The organism is Dietzia sp. SYD-A1, from assembly GCF_015356725.1.
Classification (GTDB): Bacteria; Actinomycetota; Actinomycetes; order Mycobacteriales; family Mycobacteriaceae; genus Dietzia.
The window spans coordinates 1-6,874 of sequence record NZ_JADDKI010000284.1; the positions used below are offsets into that span (position 1 = coordinate 1).

General features: G+C 69.8%; 6 protein-coding genes. 5 read left to right on the forward strand and 1 reads right to left on the reverse strand.

The annotated features are described in order from the left end of the window. A partial coding sequence (locus IY392_RS12010) for a proton-translocating transhydrogenase family protein (RefSeq protein ID WP_194861343.1) occupies positions 1-347 on the forward strand: 347 nt, incomplete at its 5' end. Positions 348-351: 4 nt separating this feature from the next. After that, positions 352-1,776, forward strand: coding sequence for a Re/Si-specific NAD(P)(+) transhydrogenase subunit beta (gene pntB / locus IY392_RS12015; RefSeq protein ID WP_107755259.1), 1,425 nt, complete (start codon positions 352-354; stop codon positions 1,774-1,776). A gap of 95 nt (positions 1,777-1,871) precedes the next feature. On the opposite strand, the gene IY392_RS12020 is transcribed toward pntB, so the two are convergent. Further along, on the reverse strand, positions 1,872-3,257 hold the full coding sequence (locus IY392_RS12020) for an ammonium transporter (RefSeq protein ID WP_107755260.1): 1,386 nt from the start codon (positions 3,255-3,257) through the stop codon (positions 1,872-1,874). 403 nt (positions 3,258-3,660) lie between these two features. Between IY392_RS12020 and glnT the strand changes: the two genes are divergently transcribed. The 3 genes from glnT to IY392_RS12035 all read left to right on the forward strand — a co-directional run bounded on the left by glnT (position 3,661) and on the right by IY392_RS12035 (position 6,789). Next, the gene (gene glnT, locus IY392_RS12025; RefSeq protein WP_228549341.1) at positions 3,661-4,953 is read left to right on the forward strand and encodes a type III glutamate--ammonia ligase; all 1,293 of its coding nucleotides are present in this window, start codon (positions 3,661-3,663) and stop codon (positions 4,951-4,953) included. 86 nt (positions 4,954-5,039) lie between these two features. After that, entirely contained in the window at positions 5,040-5,945 is a 906-nt protein-coding gene (locus IY392_RS12030; protein ID WP_107755262.1) for a glutamine amidotransferase, read from the forward strand. 94 nt (positions 5,946-6,039) lie between these two features. Further along, positions 6,040-6,789, forward strand: a complete 750-nt coding sequence (locus IY392_RS12035) for a protein glxC (RefSeq protein ID WP_194305646.1) — start codon at positions 6,040-6,042, stop codon at positions 6,787-6,789. Positions 6,790-6,874 lie beyond the last annotated feature (85 nt).

A 6,874-nucleotide genomic window follows, 5' to 3' on the forward strand; every position in this document is an offset into this window, starting at 1 on the left:
CCCCCCGGGCCAGGCTCGGCCTGATCGCCACGGGGATGGCGCTGCTCCTGCTGCTCACGGCCGTCGCGCCCGGAGACATCCCGCGCCACATCACGGTGTTCGTCCTGGCGATCGTGATCGGGTACTACGTGATCGGCAACGTCCACCACGCGCTACACACACCGCTCATGTCGGTGACCAACGCGATCTCCGGCGTGATCGTCGTGGGCGCACTGCTCCAGATCGGGATCGACAACACCGTCGGTCAGGTCCTGGCCACCATCGCGATCCTCGTCGCGTCCATCAACGTCTTCGGCGGATTCGCCGTGACGCGCCGCATGCTCGGCATGTTCTCGAAGGGAGCCTGAGGAGATGTCACTCGTGACCGCCGCCAACGCGGCCTACCTCGTCGCCGCGCTGCTGTTCATCATGTCGCTGGCCGGCCTGTCCAAGCACGAGACCGCCCGCCGGGGCCTGAGCTTCGGCATCGCCGGCATGGCGCTGGCGCTCGTGGCCACCGTCGCGCTGGTGATCGACCACCATCCCGCCACCACCGGGATCGTCCTCATGGTGGTCGCGGTGCTCATCGGCGCGACGCTGGGGCTGCTGCGTGCCCGACGGGTGCAGATGACCGAGATGCCCGAGTTGATCGCCCTGCTGCACTCCTTCGTGGGCCTGGCCGCGGTGCTCGTGGGGTGGAACGGGTACCTCGAACCCGAGCTCCACGGTGACCTCTCCGGCGCGCTGCTGGACATCCACCACGCCGAGGTGTTCATCGGCGTGTTCATCGGCGCCATCACCTTCACCGGATCGATCGTGGCCTACCTCAAACTGTCGGCGAAGATGAAGTCCGCGCCGCTGGTGCTGCCGGGCAAGAACCTCATCAACGCCGGGATCCTGGTGGCGTTCGTCGCCCTCACCGTCGCGTTCGTCATCACGCCGGCGCTGTGGATGCTCGCGCTGGTCACGGCCCTGGCACTGGCCCTGGGCTGGCACCTGGTGGCCAGCATCGGCGGTGGCGACATGCCGGTCGTGGTCTCGATGCTCAACTCGTACTCCGGGTGGGCAGCGGCCGCGACGGGATTCCTGCTCGGCAACGACCTGCTCATCGTGGTCGGTGCACTGGTCGGTTCCTCGGGTGCGTACCTGTCCTACATCATGTGCAAGGCGATGAACCGGTCGTTCATCTCGGTCATCCTCGGTGGCTTCGGCATCGAGGCCGCCGCGGGCGAGGGCAGGGACCACGGGGAGCACAGGGAGATCGACGTGGCCGGCGCGGCCGAGTTGTTGGCGGGCGCCTCGTCGGTGATCATCGCCCCGGGGTACGGCATGGCCGTCGCGCAGGCGCAGTACCCCGTCGCGGACCTCACCCGCACTCTGCGCGAGCGGGGCGTGGATGTGCGCTTCGCCGTGCACCCGGTCGCGGGCCGCCTGCCCGGTCACATGAACGTGCTGCTCGCCGAGGCGAAGGTGCCGTACGACATCGTGTTCGAGCTCGACGAGATCAACGACGACTTCACCGGCACCGACGTGGTCCTGGTGATCGGTGCCAACGACACCGTCAACCCGGACGCCGCCGAGGACCCCGGCAGCCCGATCGCGGGTATGCCCGTGCTCCACGTGTGGGAGGCGACGGACGTGATCGTCTTCAAGCGATCCATGGCCGCCGGGTACGCCGGTGTACAGAACCCCCTGTTCTTCCGCGACAACACCCAGATGTTGTTCGGCGACGCCAAGGACCGTGTCGACGACATCCTGGGCGCGCTCAAGGAGCAGCCCGTCGGCGCGGGCGGTTAGGGCTGTTCGCAGGCTCTCGGACGACGACGAGGAGGCGGCCCCACGCGGGACCGCCTCCTCGTCGTCGTACGGGGTGACCGGGTCGTACGGAAGGACTAGGTCGAGGACGCGGGCGGCGACGCCGTGGCCGCCTTCGTCTCCCCGGCCTCGCCGACCGCCGCGGCGTCGGTCCCGAGCCCGTCGCGCTCGAGTGCGCCGCCGTCGAGCCCGTCGCGCTCGAGTACGTCCTGGAAGTACGCCATCTCGCGGTGGTAGGCCTTGTCCAGGCCCTCCCGTTCGTCCTCCTCGGTGACCCGCAGGCCCATCGTCTTGTCCAGGACGAAGGCGATGAGCAGGGTGATGGTGAAGGAGTAGGCGAGGACGGCCGCCGTGGCCAGGGTCTGGGCGCCGAGCTGTCCGAACCCGCCACCGAAGAGCAGGCCCGCCTCACCGGCCGGGGAGGCGGGATCGGCGATCACACCGATGAGCAGGGTGCCGATGATGCCCGCGACCATGTGGAGTCCGGCCACGTCGAGGGAGTCGTCGTACCCCAGGCGGTACTTCAGGCCCACCGCGTAGTGGCAGACCACGCCGCAGATCAGGCCGATCGCGATGGCGCCGAGTGGGCTGACCGCCGCGGCGGCCGGGGTGATGCCCACCAGTCCGGCGACGAGCCCGGACGCCACACCGAGGGTGGTGGGGTGCTTGGCGCGGACCTGCTCGGTGATCATCCAGGCCAATGCGCCGCACAGCCCCGCGACCACGGTGTTGAGCGCGGCCACCGCGGCCGTGTTCCCCGCGGCCACGGCGGAGCCGGCGTTGAAACCGATCCACCCGGCGAAGAGCATTCCGGCGCCGAGGAACGTCAGGGGGATGCTGTGTGGCCTGCTGATCGTGGGGAAGCCGGCTCGTCGGCCGAGCACGAGCACCAGGGCGAGGGTCGCGACTCCCGCGTTGATGTGGATCGCGGTGCCGCCCGCGAGGTCGATGGCCCCCAGGTTGTTGGCGATCCACCCACCCGTGACCGAACCGTCGTCGGAATCGAACGCGAACACCCAGTGGGCCACGGGGAAGAACACCAGCACCGGCCACACGATGGCGAAGACGAGCCAGGTGGAGAAGCGCATCCTGTCCGCCACACCGCCGGCCACGAGGGCGACGGTGATCCCCGCGAACAGCATCAGGAACCCGGCGAACAGTGCGGGTGGTAGGCCCGGGGCCGCGGGTTCGGCCATGATGCCCCGGAGTCCCAGGTACTCGAGGGGGTCGCCGAGCAGGCCTGCGCCCCCGACCGAGTCGCCGAATGTCAGCGAGTACCCGATCAGGACCCACAGCACGGCCATCACGGCGACCGCGCCGATCGTCATCATCATCATGTTGAGCGTGCTGCGGATGCTGACCATGCCGCCGTAGAACAGGGCCAGGCCGGGGACCATGAAGGCCACCGCGACCATGGCCGCGAGCACCCAGGCGGTGTCTGCCGCCGCTATGGCTACGTCCATCTCTTTCTCTTTCCTCTGAGGCCACTCCCGGGCGGGGCGACGTGGGGACCGTGCGTTTCACAGTGTGAACCTTTGTTGCTTTCTGCCAGGTACCGCGCCAGTTTCCATTCGGTTACCGCGCGGCGGACGCACCTGGCCTCGTGCCCGAGTCTTCGTGATTGAGCCAGCTCAGAAGCGTCCCCGACGGCCGGAAATCCGTAACACCGAGGTAACCAACCCCTCGTTTAGCCGCAGTATATTCTGACCACCAAGCAGAAACAGTGGATCAGGAGACGTCATGACAGTCACCGCAGACCCCTCCGCCGGGGTCGCCGACCGCGCGAACGGCGCGCGCAGGCAGTCGTCGTTCCCGGCGCTCGACTCCGACCGTGACCGCCTGAGCGCCCCCGGCGCTCTCGCCCGGATGGTCGCGGACACCGGGACGAGGTTCGTGCTGGCCGTGTTCACCAACCTCAGGGGCAAGCCGTGCGCGAAGCTCGTCCCGGCCTCCGCTGTCGACCAGCTCGAGGCCGGGGAGCTCGGGTTCGCCGGATACGCGGCCGACGCGATCGGCCAACAGCCCAGGGATCCCGACCTCCTCGTCGTCCCCGACCCCCGCTCGTTCACCCCCCTTGGCTTCATCAAACCCGGGCTGGCGCTGGTGCACTGCGATCCCTGGGTGAGCGGGGAGCCGTGGCGCTTCGCACCGCGCGTCATCCTGGGGCGGATGCTCGCCGACGCGGCGACCGACGGACTCGACCTCAAGGTGGGGGCCGAGGTCGAGTACTTTCTGGTCCGCAGGAGCGATGACGGGTCGCTGCGCACCGCCGACCCCAGGGACGACGAGTCCCACCCGTGTTACGACGCCCGGGGCGTGACCCGCATGTTCGAGCACCTCGCGGGTGTCTCGGACGCGATGAACGTCCTCGGCTGGGCCAACTACGCCAACGACCACGAGGACGGCAACGGACAGTTCGAGCAGAACTTCGCCTACGACGAGGCGATGGTCACCGCCGACCGGGTCATGACGCTGCGCTACATCATCTCCATGCTGGCCGAACAGCGGGACATGATCGCGACCTTCATGCCCAAGCCGTTCTCGGACCGGACCGGATCGGGAATGCACCTTCACATGTCCCTGTGGCGCGACGGGCACCCGGTGTTCCCCGCGGTCGGCGAGGACTCCTACGGGCTCGGGCTCTCACCCGTGGCGTACTCGTTCATCGCCGGCGTGCTCACCCACGCCGCCGGTATGCACGCGATCCTGTGCCCCACCATCAACTCCTACAAACGTATCGGCGCACGGACGACGGCGTCGGGGGCCACGTGGTCGCCCACGGACGCGACCTACGGCGGCAACGACCGCACCCACTACCTCCGCGTGCCCGACGGCAACCGCGTGGAACTCCGCGGCGGCGACGGCTCCGCCAACCCCTATCTCGCCGTCGCTGTGCAGCTGGCCGCCGGTCTCGACGGGATCCGGAGGGATCTCGACCCCGGCGTCCCGGCCACGGTCGGCGAGGCCACCCACACCCTTCCCCCGACCCTGCTCCACGCCGTGGAGGAGCTGGGGAGAGACGAGGTCGTCCGCGCCGCACTGGACATCGGTGGAGACGGGGTCGCCGACTACTACGCGGATCTCAAACGCGAGGAGTTCATCTCCTGGCACAACACGGTCACCCAGTGGGAGATCGACGAGTACCTGACCGCGTTGTGACACGCCGCGGCCCCCCCCGCCGCGCGGCTGTGTCGCCCCACCCGACAGACACCACCCCCAGACCCGACAACACCAGGAGAACCCCCATGTGCGGCATCGTCGGACTCCACCTGCGCGACCCGGATCTCGAACCCCGGCTCGGCGACCTGCTCACCACCATGCTCGGCGAGATGACCGACCGCGGTTCGGACTCGGCCGGCGTCGCCGTCTACGGCAACCCCGACTGGACCCCGGCCGGATCGGCCACCGTCACCGTGCTCGCCGACCTCACCGACGGCCTCGACGCCCGGACGCTGGCCACCCGTGTCGGTGACCACCTGGGGCGCGAGGTGTCGGGCCGCGAGCTGGGTGCCACCGTCCTCCTGACCGCCGGAACCGACCCTCAGACCCTCGCCTCCGCCGTCCGTACCGCCCTCCCGGAGGCCGTCCTGGTGGGCCTGGGCTCCGAGCTCGCCGTCCTCAAGGGCGTCGGCCTGCCACTGGACCTGGCCTCGGGCTTCGGCCTACCGGGGGCCTCGGGATGGCAGGGCGTGGGGCACACCCGCATGGCCACCGAATCGGCGGTCACCCCCGCCGGCTCACATCCCTTCTCGGTGGGCCCGGACCAGTGCATCGTCCACAACGGGTCCTTCTCCAACCACGCCTCGGTCCGGCGCGAACTCGCCCGACGCGACATCCACTGCGACACCCTCAACGACACCGAGGTCGCCGCGCGGTTCGTGGCCGCCCAGATCGCGCTCGGCGCGGGGATCGACCAGGCACTCGCCGAGATGGCCGGCGTCCTCGACGGGTTCTACACGCTGCTGGTGTCGACCGCCGAGGAGTTCGCGGTCGTGCGGGACCCGATCGCCTGCAAGCCGGCGGTGATCGCCGAGACCGACCGCTACGTCGCCATGGCCTCGGAGTACCGGGCGATGGCGCACCTCCCGGGCATCGACGACGCACGTCTCTTCGAGCCGGAGCCGGGTCGCGTGTACCACTGGCGGCGCTGACCCCGCCCTCACGCAGCCCACCCACCGCGCAGCCCATCTACCGCGCAGCTCCACCGCAGCACCGCGGTGGAGTGCCCACCAGGAAGGAAGAACGATGACCGTGACGCCGGAACAGGCCTTCGCGCCGAGGGACCTCGGACCCGTCGGCGACGCGCCGACCGCCGCCCCGCACGTGATCGACGTCCGGGAGGCCGGGCTGCGCGAGACCAATCGGATCCTCCGGGAGTCCGACGGCACCGGCAGATACCTCCTCACCGCTCCCCGGGGGGCGCACGCGCTCGCCGTGGGCCTGACGGAACCGGACGAGGTCGTGATCGACGGGCCCACCGGGTACTACACCGCCGGGATGAACGACGGTGCCCACGTCACGGTCAACGGGAACGTGGGGGTCGGGGTGGCCGAGAACATGATGTCCGGGACGGTGCGGGTCACCGGGTCGGCCTCGCAGTCGGCCGGGGCGACGGCCCACGGCGGGCTGCTGGTGATCGAGGGAGACGCCGGCGCCCGGTGTGGCATCTCGATGAAGGGCGTGGACATCGTCGTCGGCGGCTCGATCGGTCACATGAGCTGCTTCATGGGCCAGGCCGGGCGTCTGGTCGTCCTGGGCGATGCCGGCGACGCCCTCGGTGACTCGCTCTACGAGGTCCACATCTACGTGCGGGGTCGCGTCGAGTCCCTCGGCGCCGACTGCGTCGAGAAGGAGATGCGGCCCGAACACCACACCGAGCTCCGGGAGCTGCTCGATCGTGCTGCCGTCACCGGGGTCTCGACCGGGGAGTTCCGGCGCTACGGCTCCGCCCGCACGCTCTACACCTTCGACGTGGACAACGCCTCCGCCTACTGACCGCCCGCCGCACCCCCGACAGGAGCCCGACATGCCCTTCGACGGACCCACCCGATCCGACCAGGCCACCCCACCGCAGATGCAG

What these genes read in the sequence shown, in the direction of transcription:
- pntB (WP_107755259.1), top strand. Translation starts at nt 352, where the DNA reads ATGTCACTCGTGACCGCCGCCAACGCGGCCTACCTCGTCGCCGCGCTG.
- IY392_RS12020 (WP_107755260.1), bottom strand. Translation starts at nt 3,257, where the DNA reads ATGGACGTAGCCATAGCGGCGGCAGACACCGCCTGGGTGCTCGCGGCC.
- glnT (WP_228549341.1), top strand. Translation starts at nt 3,661, where the DNA reads ATGGTCGCGGACACCGGGACGAGGTTCGTGCTGGCCGTGTTCACCAAC.
- IY392_RS12030 (WP_107755262.1), top strand. Translation starts at nt 5,040, where the DNA reads ATGTGCGGCATCGTCGGACTCCACCTGCGCGACCCGGATCTCGAACCC.
- IY392_RS12035 (WP_194305646.1), top strand. Translation starts at nt 6,040, where the DNA reads ATGACCGTGACGCCGGAACAGGCCTTCGCGCCGAGGGACCTCGGACCC.